Origin of the sequence: Alloprevotella sp. Lung230, from assembly GCF_014385435.1 — a bacterium.
GTDB lineage: Bacteria > Bacteroidota > Bacteroidia > Bacteroidales > Bacteroidaceae > Alloprevotella.
In genome coordinates, this window is sequence record NZ_JACSUD010000001.1 from 289,100 (window position 1) to 307,107 (window position 18,008).

Annotated in this window: 15 protein-coding genes and 2 tRNA genes; 13 read left to right on the forward strand and 4 right to left on the reverse strand. The window is 55.2% G+C overall.

What is annotated here, in order from left to right:
* The first annotated feature begins 580 nt into the window (after positions 1–580).
* From H8527_RS01090 to efp, 7 genes are all read left to right on the forward strand, one after another.
* Positions 581–653 (forward strand) — tRNA-Lys (locus tag H8527_RS01090).
* 27 nt (positions 654–680) lie between these two features.
* Positions 681–753, forward strand: a tRNA-Lys gene (locus tag H8527_RS01095).
* Positions 754–948: 195 nt separating this feature from the next.
* Positions 949–3,078 (forward strand): Tex family protein, encoded by a 2,130-nt coding sequence (locus tag H8527_RS01100; RefSeq protein ID WP_187544901.1) that lies wholly within the window; start codon positions 949–951, stop codon positions 3,076–3,078.
* 71 nt (positions 3,079–3,149) lie between these two features.
* Positions 3,150–3,581: a nucleoside deaminase gene (locus H8527_RS01105; protein WP_187544903.1), complete on the forward strand. Its 432-nt coding sequence runs from the start codon at positions 3,150–3,152 to the stop codon at positions 3,579–3,581.
* Between the two features lie 13 nt (positions 3,582–3,594).
* Entirely contained in the window at positions 3,595–4,002 is a 408-nt protein-coding gene (locus tag H8527_RS01110) for a YraN family protein (protein ID WP_187544905.1), read from the forward strand.
* Positions 3,977–4,744, forward strand: coding sequence for a biotin--[acetyl-CoA-carboxylase] ligase (locus H8527_RS01115; protein ID WP_187544907.1), 768 nt, complete (start codon positions 3,977–3,979; stop codon positions 4,742–4,744). Before H8527_RS01110 ends, H8527_RS01115 begins: the two co-directional genes overlap by 26 nt.
* Positions 4,745–4,855: 111 nt before the next feature.
* Positions 4,856–5,422 (forward strand): elongation factor P, encoded by a 567-nt coding sequence (gene efp / locus H8527_RS01120; protein ID WP_187544909.1) that lies wholly within the window; start codon positions 4,856–4,858, stop codon positions 5,420–5,422.
* Between the two features lie 188 nt (positions 5,423–5,610).
* On the opposite strand, the gene H8527_RS01125 is transcribed toward efp, so the two are convergent.
* Positions 5,611–8,115, reverse strand: coding sequence for a TonB-dependent siderophore receptor (locus H8527_RS01125; RefSeq protein ID WP_222935072.1), 2,505 nt, complete (start codon positions 8,113–8,115; stop codon positions 5,611–5,613).
* 564 nt (positions 8,116–8,679) lie between these two features.
* Here H8527_RS01125 and H8527_RS01130 point away from each other — a divergent pair.
* The 5 genes from H8527_RS01130 to H8527_RS01150 all read left to right on the forward strand — a co-directional run bounded on the left by H8527_RS01130 (position 8,680) and on the right by H8527_RS01150 (position 11,829).
* Complete coding sequence (locus H8527_RS01130) at positions 8,680–9,258, forward strand: N-acetyltransferase (protein WP_187544911.1); 579 nt, start codon at positions 8,680–8,682, stop codon at positions 9,256–9,258.
* Positions 9,259–9,381: 123 nt separating this feature from the next.
* Positions 9,382–9,954: an RNA polymerase sigma factor gene (locus H8527_RS01135; protein ID WP_187544913.1), complete on the forward strand. Its 573-nt coding sequence runs from the start codon at positions 9,382–9,384 to the stop codon at positions 9,952–9,954.
* Positions 9,951–10,469 (forward strand): hypothetical protein, encoded by a 519-nt coding sequence (locus tag H8527_RS01140; protein WP_187544915.1) that lies wholly within the window; start codon positions 9,951–9,953, stop codon positions 10,467–10,469. The genes H8527_RS01135 and H8527_RS01140 overlap by 4 nt, the downstream gene beginning before the upstream one ends.
* 7 nt (positions 10,470–10,476) lie before the next feature.
* On the forward strand, positions 10,477–10,923 hold the full coding sequence (locus H8527_RS01145) for a DUF6108 family protein (RefSeq protein ID WP_187544917.1): 447 nt from the start codon (positions 10,477–10,479) through the stop codon (positions 10,921–10,923).
* A gap of 27 nt (positions 10,924–10,950) precedes the next feature.
* Positions 10,951–11,829: a hypothetical protein gene (locus H8527_RS01150; RefSeq protein ID WP_187544919.1), complete on the forward strand. Its 879-nt coding sequence runs from the start codon at positions 10,951–10,953 to the stop codon at positions 11,827–11,829.
* Positions 11,830–12,358: 529 nt separating this feature from the next.
* On the opposite strand, the gene H8527_RS01155 is transcribed toward H8527_RS01150, so the two are convergent.
* The 3 genes from H8527_RS01155 to pulA all read right to left on the reverse strand — a co-directional run bounded on the left by H8527_RS01155 (position 12,359) and on the right by pulA (position 16,869).
* Complete coding sequence (locus H8527_RS01155; protein WP_187544921.1) at positions 12,359–13,063, reverse strand: response regulator transcription factor; 705 nt, start codon at positions 13,061–13,063, stop codon at positions 12,359–12,361.
* A 47-nt stretch (positions 13,064–13,110) separates the two neighbouring features.
* Positions 13,111–14,601: a sensor histidine kinase KdpD gene (locus H8527_RS01160; protein WP_187544923.1), complete on the reverse strand. Its 1,491-nt coding sequence runs from the start codon at positions 14,599–14,601 to the stop codon at positions 13,111–13,113.
* 255 nt (positions 14,602–14,856) lie between these two features.
* Complete coding sequence (pulA, locus tag H8527_RS01165; RefSeq protein ID WP_187544924.1) at positions 14,857–16,869, reverse strand: type I pullulanase; 2,013 nt, start codon at positions 16,867–16,869, stop codon at positions 14,857–14,859.
* 214 nt (positions 16,870–17,083) lie between these two features.
* Between pulA and H8527_RS01170 the strand changes: the two genes are divergently transcribed.
* Positions 17,084–17,944: an OmpA family protein gene (locus H8527_RS01170; RefSeq protein WP_222935073.1), complete on the forward strand. Its 861-nt coding sequence runs from the start codon at positions 17,084–17,086 to the stop codon at positions 17,942–17,944.
* Positions 17,945–18,008 lie beyond the last annotated feature (64 nt).

Here is an 18,008-nt window from a genome sequence, read left to right on the forward strand (position 1 = left end):
TGCTTACTTGTTATGTTTGCAGCACCAAGATAGGTGAAATTTCTGACATATCCAAGTGTTTTGAGAACTTTGTTTCTCAGACACTTGGAGTTCTCACAAGAATTTATGCTGCGGAATTAAGGTATAGAGTGTATGCCAACAAGGAATTCTTTTATAAAGACATATTCTACACCCCAAGAGTTAGTACGGCTACTCAAAACAAGAGGTCTGGAGATAACTGATGATGCAAAGGTGCAACATTACCTTTCTCACATCGGATAGATAAAGTTGCTCTTGGTTTCCCTGTCGGTTGGGAAAATGAGCCACTATGGCAATGAAGTTTGTCAATGGGCTGATTTCATCGGTGTGTATAACCTTGTAGAGACTTGCTGAAACGCGCTGATGCACCTTTTCTTCAACATTCCCAATATTTGACCTGGAGACCTTTGCTCAGAACAAGATAAGTAGTTGCACCTACACACCACCTTGCTTGTAAATGATTCACACACTTTTTTCAAAGAAATTTAAGCAAATGCTTGGTGGTTTCAGAAAAAGGCGGTAATTTTGCACTCGCAAACAAGGCAAAAGCCGTTGGGCATCTGCACTCTTAGCTCAGTTGGTAGAGCAACTGACTCTTAATCAGTGGGTCCAGGGTTCGAACCCCTGAGAGTGTACTCATCTTTCTTTTCTTGTTTGCATCTGCACTCTTAGCTCAGTTGGTAGAGCAACTGACTCTTAATCAGTGGGTCCAGGGTTCGAACCCCTGAGAGTGTACACCAGCCTCGTTCTTCTCGGAACGAGGCTTTTTGGGCAATCTTCGCCCCCCCTTTCCTATTTTATTCCAAATATGTAATTTTTACAGCCGTTTTTATACATTTCCTCGGGCAGAAATGGGCTTTTCAAAAAGAAATACCTATATTTGCAGGGCATTTGTGGGTAGCCCACGATTGCTGATTTCAACGTCTGTCTATGTCACTCCATTTGCTCATAGCCCAACGCCTCAACCTGCGCGAGAAACAGGTGGAGCAAACCGTACGTTTGCTCGAAGAAGGCGCAACCATTCCCTTCATTGCCCGCTATCGTAAAGAAGCCACAGGAGCACTCGATGAGGTGCAGGTGGCGGCCATTGCCGACGAAAACACGCGTCTGCAAGAGTTGCAACATCGTAAATCTTACATCCTCGAAACCATTGAGGCTCAGGAGAAGCTCACCCCCGAACTGCGGGCGCGCATCGAAGCCTCGTGGGACGCAACGGAGATAGAAGACATCTACCTCCCATTCAAGCCCAAGCGCCGCACGCGTGCTCAGATGGCCCGCGAAAAAGGACTCGAACCGCTCGCCCAGTCGCTCCTGCTCAATCCCACGAGCGATCCTCTGCGCACGGCTCAAAAATATCTCGGCGAAGAAGTACCCACCGTGGAGGAGGCTCTACAAGGGGCGCGCGACATCATCGCCGAACAAATCAGCGAGGACGAACGCACGCGCAACACGATGCGTAACATCTTCTCGCGCGAAGCCGTCATTACCTCTCGGTTGGTGAAAGGCAAGGAAGAGGAGGCGGCAAAATATCGCGACTATTTCGACTGGAGCGAACCATTGAAGCGCTGCACTTCCCACCGCCTTTTGGCCATGCGCCGCGGTGAAGCGGAAGGGTTGCTGCGCGTTGCCATTGCTCCGGCCGACGACGACACCGCCTGTGAGCGGGTGGCGCGCCCTTATGTGCGGCGTGGCAGTGCTGCCGCCGAGCAGGTGGAAACTGCAGCGGTGGATGCCTACAAGCGCCTCCTCAAGCCCAGCATCGAAACGGAATTTGCTGCGATGAGCAAGACCCAGGCCGATGAAGAGGCCATCCGCGTGTTTGCCACCAACCTCAAGCAACTCTTGCTCGCTGCTCCGCTCGGACAGAAGCGCATCATGGGCATCGACCCAGGCTTTCGCACCGGCTGCAAAGTGGTGTGTCTGGATGCCCAGGGGATGTTGCTCCACAACGAAACCATCTACCCCCATCCGCCTAAGAACGAAAGCGCACGGGCTTCTGCAGCACTGCGTGCCTTGGTGGAACAATATCAGGTGGAGGCCGTAGCCATCGGCAATGGCACAGCCGGACGCGAGACAGAAGAGTTGGTGCGCGGTCTGGGACTGGATGGCGTAGAGATTTTCTTGGTGAGCGAAGACGGGGCGTCGGTCTATTCGGCCTCCAAATTGGCGCGCGATGAATTTCCTGACTATGACGTGACGGTGCGCGGTGCGGTGAGCATCGGGCGGCGACTGGCCGACCCTCTGGCCGAACTCGTCAAGATTGACCCAAAAGCCATCGGTGTGGGACAATACCAGCACGATGTGGACCAATCGGCCCTCAAGCACAGCCTCGACCAGACGGTGGAAAGTTGTGTCAACTCTGTGGGGGTGAACCTCAACACGGCCTCGCAACACCTGCTCACCTACGTGAGCGGACTCGGCCCGGCATTGGCCAAAAACATCGTGGACTACCGCACAGAAAACGGACCTTTCCGTTCCCGCAAAGCGTTGCTCAAAGTGCCTCGTCTCGGTGCGAAAGCCTACGAGCAATGTGCGGGTTTCCTACGCATCAGTGACGGAGAAAACCCACTCGACAACACCGCCGTACACCCCGAGCGCTATGCCCTCGTGCAGCAGATGGCCAAAGATGCAGGGCTGGACATCCCACAACTCATTGCCAACGGCGAAGCGCGCCGCAAAATTTCGCTGCAACGTTACTGTACGGACGAGGTCGGACTGCCCACACTCAACGACATCATGGCCGAACTCGACAAACCGGGGCGTGACCCGCGTGGACGTGCCGAAGTATTTGCCTTTGATGAGCACATCCACAGCATCGACGACCTCGAAATCGGAATGATTCTCCCCGGTGTGGTGACCAACATCACCAATTTTGGTGCGTTTGTCGATTTGGGCATCAAGACCAAAGGATTGGTGCACGTGTCGCAGTTGGCCGACCGTTTTGTCAAAGACCCGGCGGCCGTGGTGAGCATCCAGCAGCACGTGATGGTGCGCGTGCTGGAGATTGACGAACGCCGTGGACGCGTGGCGCTCTCTATGAAAGGCGTGAAGCAACCGTAAGTGCAGGTGCGTTCCACTCCTGTTCATGGCTTCTTCACAAAGTCCTGCCCTATTCTACGAAACTCTCGCATATGACGGACGAATACTACATGCAACGTGCCCTTGAACAAGCGCAAGACGCCGCCGGCCGCGATGAAATTCCGGTGGGAGCGGTGGTGGTGTGTCGAGATCGGATCATCGCACGTGGGCACAACCTGACCGAACTTCTGAACGACGTGACGGCACATGCCGAAATGCAAGCCATCACCGCTGCTGCCAATCATTTGGGTGGGAAGTACTTGAACGAATGCACTCTCTACGTGACCCTCGAACCTTGCGTGATGTGCGCAGGTGCCATCGGTTGGGCGCAGTTGGGGCGCCTCGTCTATGGTGCGTCCGATCCGAAGCGCGGTTACAGCCGCTATGCCCCACAAGCGCTGCATCCCAAAACCCAGGTGACAAGCGGAGTGCTGGCCGAATCCTGCGGAGCATTGGTGCGCGACTTTTTCAGACACAAACGCTAAACTATTTTCTGCCATGGCGGCACACAACGAACTGGGGCAGGCCGGTGAAACCGCCGCCACCCAATACTTACTGGAACGCGACTACCACATCCTCGAACGCAACTGGCGCGCTCACCCTCATGAGGTCGACATCATTGCCGACGACTTCGGCGAAATCGTTTTCGTAGAGGTCAAAACGCGGCGCACCGACCGATGGGAAAGCCCGGAGGCCGCTGTCGACCGCTACAAGAGAGACTACCTCTCCCAAGCCGCCCTCACTTATCTACGGCAAAAGCGAATGGGGAACGTGCCTTTCCGGTTTGACATCATCACCCTTGTCGGAGAAGCGCCTCCCTTCGAAATCCAGCACTTCAAAAACGCTTTTTCGCTCATACATCCGAATTCACATTTACATCATGATCAACAACATCGTTTCCTCTAAGCTTCCCGCCAATTGGCACCACGAGCACTTCGAAACGCTCGACACCACGATGGAAGCGCTCTCCGGCGACCCTTTGCCCGAGGGAGAATTTCGACTTGTCACCACCGACTGCCAAACCGCAGGCCGCGGCCAGCGGGGCACTTCTTGGGAGAGCGAACCGGGCGAGAATCTCTTGTTCTCCTTTGAGTTCTTCCCCAAAGACATCAAGGCTTCCGAGCAATTCCTGCTCTCGGAAGTAACCGCTCTGGCCGTGGCGCAAACTCTCGAATACCACACGAGCGGCATCACCGTGAAGTGGCCCAACGACATCTACTGTTTCGACTGGAAAATCGGTGGGATGCTCCTCGAACACCGCCTCCGCGGTGAGATGATTGAGCACACCCTCGTGGGCATCGGCATCAATCTCAACCAATTGGACTTCCACAGCGATGCCCCCAACCCCGTTTCGCTCCGCCGTATCCTCAACCGCGAAGTCAACCACATGGGCATCCTCACTGCCTTTGTCCGCCACTTCGAGTTTCTGCTCAACATGCTCTACAATGGCAAAGTGGCTGCTGTGGAACATCAGTACTTCCAGACTCTCTACCGCCGCACCGGTTTCTATCCCTATCGCGACCTGCGCACGGGCGAAGAGTTTACAGCCCACATCCTCACCATCTCGCCCCTCGGCCGCATCACCCTGCGCATGCCCGATGGCAGCGAGCGGGAATACGCTTTCAAGGAGTTGCAATTCGTCCTCTAAAACCCTCCGCCGGGTGGAGAAAATGAGAGCGTGCCTCTGCTTATCTCAAAATAAATGCGTACTTTTGCACCCGAAACGAAATAACTTCATCAATCATCTGCAACATATCCCATGATTAAATCTCAGGACATCAAGAAAGGCGTTTGCATCCGCATGGACGGCAAACTCTATTTCTGCATCGACTTCCTCCACGTGAAGCCCGGTAAGGGCAACACCATCATGCGCACCACTCTGAAGGACGTGGTGAGCGGCCGTGTGCTCGAAAAGCGCTTCAACATCGGCGAATCCCTCGAAGACGTTCGTGTGGAACGCCGCCCCTACCAGTACCTCTATCAGGAGGGCGAAGACTACCTCTTCATGAACCAGGAGACGTTCGACCAAGTGCCCATCGCCCGCGACCTCATCACCGGTGTTGAGTACATGAAAGAGGGCGACGTGGTAACTGTGGTGAGCGATGCTTCCACCGAGACCATTCTCTATGCCGAAATGCCCATCAAGGTGGTGCTTCGCATCGAATACACTGAACCCGGTCTGCGCGGCGACACCGCCACCAACACCCTCAAAGACGCTACCCTCGAAACGGGTGCCAAGGTGCGCGTGCCTCTCTTCATCGAAACCGGCGAGCTCATCGAAGTCGATACTCGCGATGGCTCTTACCAAAACCGCGTGAAGGGATAAGCCCCACTTCTCCCCCCCCCAAAAAAACTGCATCGACACGTGTGTCGATGCAGTTTTTTTGTTTCCTTCGAAAAAGGGGTATATCCAACAAGAGCGAAGGAGCGAGGGAGTGAAGAAAAAGACGCTCCCTCGGACGAAGACGGAGAGGTGTCTTTGTCCGAGGGAGAGAAGGAAGAGAGAGTCGGAAATTAGAAGTGGAATGTGGCCGAAAGGTTCACGTTGCGCGGTGCTCCCGGGAAGGAACGCAGGCGGTCATACCCTCCCACCCAATACGTCTTGTTGAAGACGTTGTTGAAATTGAGTTGCAGCTGGATTTCGTTGACCTTGTAATAGAGGGCGGCGTTGAAAAGCGCATAGCCCGGATAGACCACCGTGTTGGCGCGCTTGGCCACTTGCCCTTCGCGTTCGGTCACAAAATTCATGCCCAATCCGAAACCTAAGTTGCGGAACTCACCACGAGGGATGATGAACTTCGTCCACATGTTGCCCGAATGCTTGGGTGTGTTGGGGCGCTGGAGATTGAGGTCCTTCGTGCCGGCAGGGGCTTGGGTAATCTTGGCCGCGTTGTAAGTGTAGTTGGCCACGATGCTCCAATAAGGCAGGATGCGACCAGCCACGTCCAGTTCAAATCCTCGCGAACGTTCCTCACCAATTTGCAGTTTCAAGTCAGGACGCGCTACATCGCCGGCATCGTAGAGCGAGTTGCGTTGCTTGATTTGGAAGAGAGCGAGCGTAACACTCAGGCGCTTGTTGAGCAATTCGGCCTTTGCGCCGGCCTCCCACAGTTCACTATACACCGGGTCGAAAGGTGCGCCGGTGGCGGGATCGCTCTGGATGGCCGCACTCTGCGGTTCGAAGCCTTTGATCCAAGTGCCGTAGAGGTTCACCATGGGCGTCAGTTCATAGACCAGTCCGATGCGCGGAGTGAAGGCGTGTTGCGTGGTCTTCTTCTCCTTCGTTGTGCCCATATTGAGCACATCGGTGAAGTATTCCATACGACCGCTCAACAGCAACTTCAAGCGCCACCAACTCAACTGTTCCTGCACGTAGATGCCGTGCGTGTACTGCCAGTAGGGGTTGTTGCTTTTCGAGGCAAAGACATATTTAGAGATGTCCTGATAGTTGTTGCCGCTGTTGGTGCGAAGGTCAAAGTAGGGAACGTTTGTCTTCGGGTTGCCGTCGGCATCGAGCTGATAGTTGCCGATTTTGGTTTTATCAAATTTGTTGGTAGACTTTCCGTTCTTCAACAGATAGCCCGCGGCTTCGATGTAGGAAGAGCCGGGCATCAGTTCGGTCTGGAAGTAGTCATATCCCAGCATGACTTGATGCGAGAATTCGCCCGTCTTTGCCGTATACACGAAGTAGTTGTTGAAACTGTTGTTGCGGAAGTGGCGTTGGCGTTGTGTGGCACGCATCAGCACCCGATTGGGATCTTCGGTGCCATCGGCATTCATGGCGTAGGCATTGGCCTGAGTGTGCTCCATCAAGTCTTCGTTGTAGGAAGAGAAGAGGTAAGTGCTGTTGAACGAAAGATGTTCGTTGAAGCGATGGCTCAACGCCACGGTGAGGTTGAAGGTGTTCTCCTTCAAGTAGTCGTTGGCGGCCGAAAGACTGCTTGAGATGGGACGCGAAGTCAGCGCAGCATCTCCGAAGATGGTCTGTCCGCGGTCCACTTTTCCGTTGTTGGCATTGTAGACCAAGTCCACGTTGAAGCTCGTGCGGTCGTCGGGCAAATAGGTGAACGAAGGCGCGATGACGAAAGTCTCCAACCCCTGCAAGTCACGATAGCTGTCAGTGTCCTCGTAGCCCAAGTTGAGCCGATAGAGGAGGTTGTGCTTCCCGTTGAGCGGTCCGGTAAAGTCAGCATAAGCCTTCTGGGTGTTGAAACTTCCGATGGTGGCCGACACCGAACGGCGCTCCGTGTCGAGCGGTTTTTTGGTCACGCGGTTGATGATGCCGCCCGGTGCTGCATTGCCGAAGAGGGCAGAAGCAGGACCTTTGATGACTTCCACGCGCTCGATGTTGGCCAACGAAGATTGTCGCCAAAGGCTCGTCTGCGTACGCATGCCGTTGACCAAGTTGCCCGAGTTGCGATTGCCCGTGGCACGAAAACCACGGATACTGAAGTCGTTATAGAAGGTGTATTGGTTCACGCCGCTGATGTTCTTCACCACGTCGTTCACCGTGAACGCCCCTTGGTCGATCATCAATTCTTTCGTCACGTAGCCCACCGACTGGGGCACGTCTTTGAGGGCAGTGGCCGTCTTGGTGCCGATGAAAGAGACGGTGTTCTTGTACGACCGCTCGCGACGGCCCAACACGTCCACCTGCGGCAAGTTGCGGTGGTGTTCCGTCAAGAAAAAGAACAGACCGCTTTGTTGCTCTTCCCCGGAGCCGAGCGTCACTTCGCGCTCTTCGGTGTCGTAGCCCAAAGCCTGCACCACGAGAGTGAGGCGGTCGCCGGGCTTTCCGGGAAGGCGAAACATTCCGTTCTTACCGGTTTTGATGGGGCGCGGCGTTCCTTTCACCAACACCACCGCATCGGCAATGGCATCGCCGTTGGTGTCGCACACACGCCCCATAACCATGGGTTTCTCCGCGCGTTGATGAGTGAGAGCTTCTCCTTGTGGAATTTGTGCAAGAGTAGGGAGGCCCAGCGTCAGTGCTGTGGCCAAAAGAGAGAATTTCAGCATAAAAAGATAGATGAAGAAAAAAGTCAGAAATTTGCGGTGTTGTCCCATCGGACCAACATTTTTACGGGTGCAAAAGTACAATTTTCTCCCTCTCTCGGCTAAAACTTGGTTATCTTTCCTTTCTTATTCACCCCGAAATACCCACTTATAGTGATGCTGTCGCGCCGTTTCTTCATCTCAGTGTGTCAATCTCTCATCTACTTTCCTCCCCAACGCGGGCAGATGTCGGAGGACACCGACCGCGCTGTGGAGACCATCGGCGGCAGAGAGGGAAGGCACGCACAAGCGAATTGTATGCCCTTTCAGTGGTCGGACGCAAGGAAATGCGTAACTTTGCCTTATTGCAGAACTCTCTTAAGTAGGTGTTCAGAATTAATTGATACTATATTTGTTTCAATTTTTCGTCAGTTTGTCTTTGGGAAGAAGGAATGTAGCGGGCTACACAACTGATGAACAAAGGCAAGATGGCGAAAAAAAGGAACAAAGAGAGTATCAAAGTAGAGAACATCCTACGACTAAGATAGCTACGATTAATTTCGAAGACCTACTTATTCCTTATAAATTATGTCTACCCCTATCTCCACCCTCACCTTTCGTCCCGCCACGGCAGACGATGCCGCCTTCATTGCCCGTCATGTGCTCGAAGCCCTACACTGGGAAATGTATCAAGAACCACTCAGCGTTGCCCAACAAAAGGCGTGGCGCGAACTCACCGCTGTGGCCCAACGGCCGGGGGTGCTCTACAGCTACGAGCACGCCACGATAGGCCTGATCGACGGCGAACCGGCAGGACTGCTGGTAGCCTATCCCGGCGAGGGCTATCACCGGATGCGACGCGACACCTTTGCCCTCATCTCGGCCTTCTCGGGAACGGAGGTTGAAGCAATAGAAGACGAAACACAGAGCGGTGAATACTACATCGACTCTCTGGCCGTGGTGCCCCGCTTCCGCAGTCGCGGTGTGGGCCGTGGGCTGTTGTTGCAGGCCGTAGAACAAGCTCGACGCCTGGCCCTCCGCCCCACCCTGCTGGTCGACCCCGACAACCCTCGGGCGCAAAAGCTCTACACCTCCGTGGGCTTCCACCGTGAGGGAGAAATCTTTGCTTTCGGTCAGACCTATTGGCGGATGATAAGTAGGCCGTAAGGTCGGCAGTCGTTTTTTTTCGAGAAAAAGTGTACGAACGTTGTTACAAAACCGCCCGCACTGCGTATTGTCCATAGAAGGGTACGAACGCCCCGCCTTCTTCCTCTCCATTTCGCCTCGCCCATGAGCCACTCCCAGCCTCCCTCCTCTGTCTCGCCGCCTGCCGAAGGCGGACTCACGGCCACCTTTCTGCGCATCGGTGGACGACTGCGGCACATCGCCACCCAGCTGCTGGGGAGCGAAGCCGAGGCCGAAGATGCCCTCTACGAAGCCTTTGCCCGACTGTGGCAGCGTGGTGGCAATGGCGAGGGCGAAAGCACGGCACGGCAGGAGGCGCTGCTCACCACGACGGTGCGCCACCTGAGCATCGATGCCCTTCGTCGCCGCGCGGCCCATCCCTGCCGATCGCTCGATGCAACGGAAACAGATGTCGCCGAAACCGCTCTCGCCCTGCGCACCGATCCCGAGGGAGAATACGAGGAGGACGAACATTTCGCCGCTGTGAGCCGCCTCATCGACCACCACCTCACCCCTTTGCAACGCCACCTCCTCTACCGCCGCGATGTGGACGGCATCGACTATGCCACCCTCGCCCAAGAAGAAGGCATGACGGAAACCGCCTTACGGATGCAAATCTCACGCGCACGGCGCACCGTCCGCCACCTTTATCAACAGCAAAACTCCACCCACGTATGAACACTTCTTCCGACCTCACACATTGGCAACGCCTCATCGAGCGCTACTTCGACGCCCAAACCACCGAAGGCGAGGAGGCGCAACTGCGGGCTTTCGTCACGTCGGCCCGAGCAGACGCCGAGGAGTTTGCCTCCCTCCGGGCCGAACTGGATGAGGTGCGCGCCGTGATGGGATTTGCCGCGAGGGCGAAGCGGGCACAGCGAGCCGCCCTCTCCTCCTCCAAGCACAAGGCCGAAAAGCCTGCTCGCTCTCACCGAAGCCGACTTTGGCCGACTGCCGCCGCTGTGCTGCTCGTCGGGGCGCTGGTGGGCGGCGGGGCGCTGGTCTACGACTATCGGCATCCCGACTGCGTGGCCTACGTGGAGGGCGTACGCATCACCGACCCCATCCGTGTGCAGCAGGAGATGGAGCGCACCCTGCAAGGAGCACTGGCGCCCACCACCGATGCGCCCACGATGGAAAGCCAACTCCACGACATGGTTTCGACCCTCGAAGAAAATCAGAACATCCATTGAACGGCCTATGAAACGCTTACTCTTCCTCACTCTCCTTTTGGCCATAGCCTCCTCCCGGCTGTCGGCACAGACGGGGCTCAACGTAGCACCCCTCTTCACAAAGTTTTCCGGAAAAGGGACGCCCGACGTCACCTCGGTCACCCTCCGCGGCAGCAAGGTGGAGCCTTACCAACTCTCCCTCTTCCGCAGCATCACCTTCCACACCACCGGCCACACGGCCGAAGTGGAGCGCCTCGTGCAGGCCGATGCCCGCACCGCCTCCTACCACGAGTCGGGCACGAAAAGCGGACACCTCTACTACGGCATCTATCAATACCCCATCCGTGACGGACGCAACCGCTACCTCTTCTACCGCAACAACACCCTCAGCAAAAAGGCCGAACCTACCCTCACGCTCATCTACATGGAAGGCACGGCCACGCTCGAAACCCTCAAACGCACGTTCAGTAAGTAAATAACAACTTCTTCATCACCTTGCTTTATGAAAACCTCTCTTCTTCTCCTCCTCTCTGCCTGTCTCCCCTTTGCCGGCCAGGCCCAAACTCCGGCCGACACGCTCGCCGATGTCCGCCGCCCCGAGCACGTGCTTGTCGTGCGCAACGACAGTGTCCTCAACATCCGTGTGAAAGGTTCGGAAAGCGACCACAACTACGTCTTCAACTACTCCCTTCCCTACCAGGGCAACACCTCTTTCGTCGAAGAGGCCGGCACACGCTGGGACTTCACGCTGCCACGCATTTTCAATAACAAGCGCACCATCCGCAAGCGCACCAAGCGCCAAGTGGAATGGACGATGGCGCTCCGCTTCGGTGCGCTTCGCACGCTCAACGCCGATGGAGGGCTTCGCACGCAGTTCGGCAGCAGTTTCGAAATCGAAGGCAACTTTCTGAGTTTCGCCTACACCGTCGGACGGCACAGTCTCATCACGGGCTGGGGCTACGCTTGGGCACGCTATCGGCTCGACGGCGCCCAGTGCTTCAACTTCGACGGCGAGCGTGTCGCTGTGGGCGACTATCCCACGGGGAGCAAGGTGGGGCGCTCCGTCTTCCGCCTCAACCGTCACGTTGTGCCGGCCCTCTATCGCTACCGCTTCGGCAAAAAATGGAACGTCACCGCCGGCGCCTTACTGCAATTCAACGTCCGGCCGCGCATCTACAACACCTACTACGTGGGCAACAAAGAGGTGGTGGACACCTACAAGAAGAACATCCCCATCCGCCCCGTCACTGCCGCCCTGTATGGTTCTCTGGTCTATGACGACCTCGGGCTCTACGTGCGCTATCAGCCCACGTCCGTGTTCACCAAGGACTTCGGACCGCAATTCAACTCCTTGAGCATGGGCTTGACCTTAGGCTTCTAAGGGAGGGAACGCGAAAAAACGACTCCCAAGAGAAGTCCACTCAGTTTTCATCCTTGTTTTTCCACCAACGGCAACCGCCATCTTAGAGTTTGGCTCTTTGATGGCGGTTGTATTTTGCCGGGACGCGTCATTGTTGCGGAGGGCGTGTACGGGCACATCCCCATCGAAGCGCACCAAGTAGAATTTGCGTCCTGCCGATGAAATCTTATTTTTCTACCGTTGAAACTTCCGCAGATAGGACAAATTCTATAAACCAAGGTTTGGTTTATATAAACCAAAGTTTGAATTACATAAACCAAGGTTTGAATTATATAAACCAAACCTTGGTTTATAGATTATCTTTGAGGAAATCTACTTTTTGCGGTGCAGAATTATCTTTGCAAGGCAGATGCGCCTTTTCCCCAACACCACAATCCTGATCAAGCCTTCCGCAGCGGACGAGTGCCCTTCTGCAAAAACTCGAGGCCGTGCCAAGATTTATATTTTGGCACGGCCTCGAGGTCGCTGTTAGGAGAAAAGGAGAAGGGGATTAGGCTTCGTCCTCTTCGGGGCAGATGAGTTTGTAGCCCTTACCGTGGATGTTGATGATTTCCACTTCGGGGTCGTCCTTCAAGTGCTTGCGGAGCTTCGTGATGTAGACGTCCATGGAGCGCGCATTGAAGTAGTTGTCGTCAATCCAAATCTTCTTGAGCGCAAAGTCACGCTGAAGGATTTCGTTGGTGTGGGCGCAGAGGAGGCCGAGCAGTTCGCTTTCCTTGGTGGTGAGCTTCTTGCTCTCGCCGTTGCGGCTGAGCACCTGCTTCTTCGTGTCGAAGGTGTAGGACGCGAGCTGGTAGATGGTGCGTTCGCGGTTCTTCTTGCCGCGCACTCGGCGCAGGATGGCTTCGATGCGGAAGGTGAGTTCTTCCATCGAGAAGGGCTTGGTCAGATAGTCGTCGCCGCCAATTTTGAAGCCTTCGAAGATGTCTTCTTTGAGGGTTTTGGCCGTGAGGAAGATGATGGGCACTTCGGTGTTGGTGAGGCGGATTTCCTTGGCCAGGGTGAAGCCGTCCTTCTTGGGCATCATCACGTCGAAGACGCAAAGGTTGTATTTGTTGTGGAGAAACTCGCGGTAGCCTTCTTCTCCATCGCTGCACAAAACAGTTTCATAGCCCTTGGCTTGGAGGTATTCGCGAAGCAGCATGCCGAGGTTTTCGTCGTCTTCGCAAAGGAGGATTCTCATTTTTTCGTCCATAGTGGTAGGTATTTGAAGTGATTATTTTTGTTGTCGTTGAGGTGTGCTTACTCTTCAAGCAGAGGGATACTGATGATGAAGCGGGTGCCTTGTCCGAAGTCGCTCTCCGCGTGGATGGTGCCCTTGTGGGCTTTGACCACGCTGGCCACGTAGGCCAGTCCGATGCCCACGCCCTTCACGTCGTGGCGGTTACCGGTGGAGACGCGGAAGAAGCGCTCGAAGATGCGTTTGAGATCTTCGCGACGGATGCCGATGCCATTGTCGGCGACGGTGATGAGGAGTTGGTTTCCCTTGTTTTCAGTGCTCACCACGAGCCGAACGGGAGTGTCGGGACGGCGGTATTTGAGTCCGTTGTCGAGGAGGTTGTAGATAAGGTTGGTGAAGTGCATCGGGTCGCCCCAGATGATGGAATCCTCGGCTTCGAGTTGCACCGCAATATGGCCGTCCATGCTGCCGGCTTTGAGTTGGAAGGTGGCAACGACTTCTTCGATGATGCTGTGGGCTTCAATCTCTTGAAACTTGAAGGTGGAGATGTCGTCGCGGTCGAACATGGCCATCTGCAACACCTTTTCGACCTGCATGCGCAAGCGCTTTGTTTCGTCGACAATGATGCCCGAGAGGTGGTCGAAGCGCTCTTCCGTGCGTGGGAGGTTCTTGTCGGCCAACATCTGCGCCGCCAGAGAAATGGAGGAAATGGGCGTCTTGAACTCGTGGGTCATGTTGTTGATGAAGTCGTTCTTGATTTCCGACAAGCGCTTCTGGCGGAAGATGGTGTAGATGGTGTAGATAAACACCGCGAGCAAGACGAAGGTGAAGATGAGCGAGGGGAACACGAACTTGACGGAGTCGTAGATGTAGCTCCCGACGTGGGAGAAGCGCACCACGATGAAGCCGGTTTGCGAGGGAAGGTCGTTTGGGAAAATCTCCTGCCGATAGACGGCGTCATTGCTGTTTTTGATATAATCCTGGCATTGCAGCACCTCGCGCCCATCGATGGTCAGCACCTGAAAGTGGTACTCCATCTTTTTCAGATCGATGCCGTTGTGTTGCAGTTCCGTCTTGAGGGCATAGTCCAGCTCGTTGCGGTTGATGCGGGCGGCGAGGGGCTTATCGAGGGGCTTGTAGAGGGTGGAATAGATGACCTCGTTGAGCAACCCTTTCTGCCGGAGGAAGCGCTCGCGCACCTTTTCGCCGATGCTATAAGCCTCGCCTCCCAGTCGGGTGTTGAGGTTGGGGGAAGAGGCTACCGTGTCCATGGTGAGCAAGGTGTCTTGCGCCATGGTTGGATGGTGGATTTCGGTGCGGAGTTGCTCCTTGTTTTCGCTCTCGTTAGCAGCAATTTCGGCCTCGATGGTGCTTTGCGTCTCTTTGAGTTCAAGGGTGTGCGCCACTTGGTAGAGGGCACGCTTCACGTTTTCGTCAAATTGCTTTTGGCGCATCTCAACGATTTGCGTAAAATAGTGCACTTGCAAATAAATCAACACGGCGAACGAAGCGCCCATGATGCCTGCAATGGTCCAAATGGTTCTTTTCTTCATGTCGCAAAAATAAAACTTTATAAAATGTGTGGCAACCTGCCGGAGTTATTTTTGAAAGAAGGTAGGCTTTATTATTATATATTGTATTTTTGCTTGCTTTTCTGACAAGTTCTCTCTTTGATATTTGGCTTTTTCTGATAAGTTAGGTGTATCGAACATTGATTTCAAAAAAAATCCCTCACCGGCTGTAAAGAGCAACCGATGAGGGATTTTTTCAGAGGAGGGAGGGGCGGAGCGAGGCTCGGCCGAAGGGGATTAGAAGTCGTTGTAGAGAATCACGGCGCTGCGGGCAGGCACCAGGAGACCACCACCCACGCCCACGTTGCCGTCGCGCATTTCGGGCGAAAGACCGATGCCGCAACCGCCCCACACACGGTAGCTCATGCCTTGGGGCAGGGGGATGAACTGCGGGACGCGGTCGCCGTTGACGGCCACGATGATGTCCTTCCACTTGTCGCCGCCGGCATTGTCCTTGAGGCGATAGGCCACCATCGTTTCGGGAGTGTCGATAAATTCGAGGTGCTTGCGCACAAGGTCGGCATCGCCCAAGCGGAACGCCGGGTGCTCACGACGCAGTTCGATGAGGCGGCGATAGTAGTTGTTGGAGAGGCCCTCCATTCCCGAGGGACCGGACCAGTCGATGGCGTTGATGGAGTCGGGGGCATTGTAGGAGTTGTGCACCATCTTCTTCGTGCGCAGCACTTCTTCACCGGCTTGGATGAAGGGGATACCCTGCGAGGTGAACACCACCGTTTGCGCCATCAGGTCGAGTTCGAGAAGGGAGCGCTGAGAGGTGCGCACGGTGTCGATGGAGGCACGGAGACGGTCGGTGAGGCACATGTCGTCGTGGCAGGACACGTAGGAGATGAGCTGGTGGGGCTGTGCTGCCCAAGGTGCTTTGGAGTAGTTGACAGCGGCATAGTTGACCTGCGGGTGGTCGATACCACCGACAATGCCAAACTTGATGCTTTCCTTGAAACCGGGGCGTCCGTCGAGGAAGGCCGACTGGCGGTCGTTGCTGAAGGGCCCGCGCAGGGCATCACGGAGTTCGTCGCTGAAGGCCGCAATGCCGGGCATGTACTGCATGGATTGCTTCATGGCCGCCTGCCCCTTGGGAAGTTGAGGTGCTTCGGCTGCCCAACCCTCGCCGTAGATGAGCACATCGGGGTTGATGCGTTCGGCAGCGGTGCGGATGGCGCGCATGGTTTCGATGTCGTGGATGCCCATGAGGTCGAAGCGGAAGCCATCGATGTGGTATTCCTTCATCCAGTACTCCACACTCTCCACCATGAAGCGGCGCATCATGGCACGTTCCGAAGCCGTCTCGTTGCCACAGCCCGAAGCATTGGCAGGCTTGCCTTCGGCGTTGGTGCGGTAGAAGTAGCCGGGCACGGTGCGCTCAAAGTTGGAGCCGGCCAGGTCGTACGTGTGGTTGTAGACCACATCGAGCACCACTTTCAGGCCGTTGTCGTGGAGCGATTTGACCATCTGCTTAAACTCAAAGATGCGTGTCTTCGGGTCGGCAGGGTTGGTGGAGTAAGACCCTTCGGGCACGTTGTAGTTGAGCGGGTCGTAGCCCCAGTTGTATTGCGGATTGTCGAGCTTGCTCTCATCAATCGAAGCAAAGTCAAACGAAGGGAGAAGATGCACGTGCGTCACGCCCAACTCCTTCAAGTGGTCGATGCCGGTGGGCTTCCCTTCGGGCGATTTCGTGCCTCTCTCCGTGAGGGCAAGAAATTTTCCTTTGTTCTGAATGCCCGATGTCGGGGAAATACTGAAATCGCGGTGGTGCATTTCGTAGATGACGATGTCCTGCTGCTGCGGGGCTTTGTCGCTTTCCCAGCCATCGGGGTCGGTGGTGCGCAGGTCGATGATGGCGCCGCGCTTGCCATTGAGGCCGACCGCCTTGGCGTTGATGCCCGGGGTTTCACCAAGCCACTTGTTGTCTTTCTGCACATTGAAGGTGTAGAACTTCCCGTTTTGGTCGCCCGCCAGCGACACGTGCCACGTGCCGTCGGAAGTGCGCTTCATGTCGAGCGTCTTGATGGCCTTTCCACCGCTTCCGGCAGCGTAGAGGTTGAGCACCACCTTGCTTGCCGTGGGCGCCCAGAGTTGGAACTGCGTGCCGGTGCGGGTGTAGGTCATTTCGGTCAAGTCACCCTTCGGCATCGGATACTGATCGTAGGGGAGCGTTTTCACCTTTTGTCCAGAGGCCAAAAGGGAGGAGCAGGCTAAGCAGCCTATCATAAGCAATTGTTTCAACATCATAGTAAATGGATGATAATTTGAGAAGCAAAGATAATAAAAATGCTTGAAACCGACCGTCAAGCCCCTAAAAAAACAACATAGTTTTGGTTAATTCGCAAGCAAAGTCTAACTTTGCCACAGTTCAAAGCGCTGAAAGTGCCCCTTTGCCACCAAGGCAGGAGCGCGGCGCACGAACTGCTGTTTCACAGAGTTGATAACTTCTTAAAGACCTTCGATGATGAAAAAGTCTCTCCTCTTCACCCTCCTCATGGGTGTGCTGTTCAGCTTAGGAAGCTGTGTCAGCAAAAAAGAATTTACGCGTCTGCAAAGCGACTACAACAACGTACAGTCGCTCTATCACCAGTCGCAAGTCGATTTGGCCACCTCGCGGGCACAAGCCAAGAGTCTCGAAGAACGCCTCGAAGACGCACGACGCGAAAATGCCGAACTCAAACGACAATATGCCGCCCTGCAAGGCTCACTCGACAAGAGTCTGCTGCAAAACAACCAAGGGAGCATCAACATCTCCAAACTCGTGGACGAAATCAACGCTTCCAACAAGTACATCAAGCAACTGGTGGAAGCCAAGTCCAAAAGCGACTCCCTCAACCTCGTACTTTCGAACAACCTGACGCGCTCTCTCTCGCGCGACGAACTCCAAGAGGTGGACGTCAAGGTGCTCAAAGGGGTGGTCTACGTTTCGCTGGCCGACAACATGCTCTACCGCTCCGGTTCTTACGAAATCAACGATCGCGCCAAAACCACCCTCTCCAAGATTTCCAAAATCCTGAGCGACTACAAAGACTTTGAAGTTCTCGTTGAGGGCAACACCGACAATGTGCCCATCTCGCGCCCCAACATCCGCAACAACTGGGATCTCTCGGCCCTGCGTGCTTCAAGTGTGGTGCAGATGCTGCAAAACGAATTTGGCATTGCGCCCAATCGTCTTTCGGCTGCCGGCCGCGGTGAATACAATCCCGTTTCGACCAACGACACCGAACTGGGCCGCCAGCGCAACCGCCGCACGCAAATCATCATCACGCCTAAGCTCGACCAGTTCCTCGACCTGATTGACAAAGCACCCGAAACGAAATAATCCGTTGCCGCAAGGCATCGGTACTTCACACAACACGCTCCCCTGCCGGCCTCGAAAAGTCGGC

Coding starts and splice junctions, on each gene's coding strand:
- H8527_RS01110 (WP_187544905.1), top strand. CDS start 3,595: ATGGCGGCACACAACGAACTGGGGCAGGCCGGTGAAACCGCCGCCACC.
- H8527_RS01100 (WP_187544901.1), top strand. CDS start 949: ATGTCACTCCATTTGCTCATAGCCCAACGCCTCAACCTGCGCGAGAAA.
- H8527_RS01140 (WP_187544915.1), top strand. CDS start 9,951: ATGAACACTTCTTCCGACCTCACACATTGGCAACGCCTCATCGAGCGC.
- efp (WP_187544909.1), top strand. CDS start 4,856: ATGATTAAATCTCAGGACATCAAGAAAGGCGTTTGCATCCGCATGGAC.
- H8527_RS01130 (WP_187544911.1), top strand. CDS start 8,680: ATGTCTACCCCTATCTCCACCCTCACCTTTCGTCCCGCCACGGCAGAC.
- H8527_RS01145 (WP_187544917.1), top strand. CDS start 10,477: ATGAAACGCTTACTCTTCCTCACTCTCCTTTTGGCCATAGCCTCCTCC.
- H8527_RS01105 (WP_187544903.1), top strand. CDS start 3,150: ATGACGGACGAATACTACATGCAACGTGCCCTTGAACAAGCGCAAGAC.
- H8527_RS01115 (WP_187544907.1), top strand. CDS start 3,977: ATGATCAACAACATCGTTTCCTCTAAGCTTCCCGCCAATTGGCACCAC.
- H8527_RS01135 (WP_187544913.1), top strand. CDS start 9,382: ATGAGCCACTCCCAGCCTCCCTCCTCTGTCTCGCCGCCTGCCGAAGGC.
- H8527_RS01150 (WP_187544919.1), top strand. CDS start 10,951: ATGAAAACCTCTCTTCTTCTCCTCCTCTCTGCCTGTCTCCCCTTTGCC.
- H8527_RS01160 (WP_187544923.1), bottom strand. CDS start 14,601: ATGAAGAAAAGAACCATTTGGACCATTGCAGGCATCATGGGCGCTTCG.
- H8527_RS01125 (WP_222935072.1), bottom strand. CDS start 8,115: ATGCTGAAATTCTCTCTTTTGGCCACAGCACTGACGCTGGGCCTCCCT.
- H8527_RS01155 (WP_187544921.1), bottom strand. CDS start 13,063: ATGGACGAAAAAATGAGAATCCTCCTTTGCGAAGACGACGAAAACCTC.
- pulA (WP_187544924.1), bottom strand. CDS start 16,869: ATGATGTTGAAACAATTGCTTATGATAGGCTGCTTAGCCTGCTCCTCC.
- H8527_RS01170 (WP_222935073.1), top strand. CDS start 17,084: ATGATGAAAAAGTCTCTCCTCTTCACCCTCCTCATGGGTGTGCTGTTC.